2 protein-coding genes are annotated in these 1,123 nt (G+C 74.6%); both read right to left on the reverse strand.

Annotated elements, in window-relative coordinates:
- Positions 1-452: 452 nt before the first annotated feature.
- Complete coding sequence (locus WA762_RS35425) at positions 453-680, reverse strand: hypothetical protein (RefSeq protein WP_335941705.1); 228 nt, start codon at positions 678-680, stop codon at positions 453-455.
- Complete coding sequence (locus WA762_RS35430) at positions 677-922, reverse strand: hypothetical protein (protein WP_335941706.1); 246 nt, start codon at positions 920-922, stop codon at positions 677-679. The genes WA762_RS35425 and WA762_RS35430 overlap by 4 nt, the downstream gene beginning before the upstream one ends.
- Positions 923-1,123: the final 201 nt, after the last annotated feature.

Here is a 1,123-nt window from a genome sequence, read left to right on the forward strand (position 1 = left end):
ACCCCAGGCCGCGTACGGGCTGATCCCACGGGTGAGCAGACGCCACACCCGCTTCCAGAACCCCGGTTTCTCCTCCTCCACCGGCACGGCCGGCACCACATGAACATGGATGTCCAGGCTCTGCGGCGGCCCTCCCCACGGATCCGGGACCGGGCCCGCACCCCACGGGGGACCACCCCAGCCCCCGGGCGGAGGAACCGGCGGCGTCGGCGGAGCCGCCCACCAGTCCCCCGCCCCGCCCGCGGCGGCTGTCGCCGGGGGACTGAGTGGAGCGGGAGCGGTGGATGTCGGCACCGGTCCGGTGTGCGAGGCGGGCGGGGCAGCCTGCGACGGAATCGCGGCGGCCGGGAGTCCGGGGCGGACCGGCCAGCTCTCTCCGGCCGGGATGACCCGGCCGGACAGGACCTCGCCCTCGGCGGGGTCAGGCGCATGGTCGGGCATGGGTGGCTTGTTCACCGGCCTGCCCCCTCACGGCGGCATCCACCATCGAGCACGGCGCACAACAGTGCGCGGGCCCGCAGTTCGTCGCCGCCCACCAGCGTGGGCGCGGGCGCGGCGGTGCTGTCGTCGACGGGGCGGCCGGGCAGCCGCGTCCGGGCCACCGGGCCGCCCGTGGTGGCCCGGCGGCGAAGGTGCCAGGAGTACAAGCGGCGGAACAGCAAGGTCGGGGTGCGGGTCATCGGCTCCACCACCCACGACGGTCCTGGCGGCCCCGCTCGGCGTCCTCCCACGCCTGGCCCTTTCGGTCAGCGGCCCGCGCGCCGCGGTGGTGTCCCTCGCGGCGCTTGCGCGCGGCCTGCTCGGAGGCGGACTCGCGGCCGTTGTAGGCGGACTCGGCCATGGAACGGTCGTTGCCGATCAGTCCGAAGAACGCCATCACCGGCCCCCCGTCGCAGAATCGGGGGCGGAGGGAACGTGGCATGTCATCCTGGTTCAGCTCCTTGAGAAGAGGGGTGATGACCGGGCGGCTGGCGGGCCCTGGAAAGCGGCCAGCACGCGGTCGGTTGAAGGCCGTGCCCCCGGCCCGGCCCTGAAAGAGCGGGCCGGGAGCACGGCGCACTGCCGGGCAGAACATCGGGACGTGAGCAGCGCTCACCGGGTCTGCTGACGGATCTGCTCACCA

It is taken from the genome of Streptomyces tyrfis, assembly GCF_037034285.1.
In the GTDB taxonomy this organism is placed as follows: domain Bacteria; phylum Actinomycetota; class Actinomycetes; order Streptomycetales; family Streptomycetaceae; genus Streptomyces.

Coding starts and splice junctions, on each gene's coding strand:
- WA762_RS35425 (WP_335941705.1), bottom strand. CDS start 680: ATGACCCGCACCCCGACCTTGCTGTTCCGCCGCTTGTACTCCTGGCAC.
- WA762_RS35430 (WP_335941706.1), bottom strand. CDS start 922: ATGCCACGTTCCCTCCGCCCCCGATTCTGCGACGGGGGGCCGGTGATG.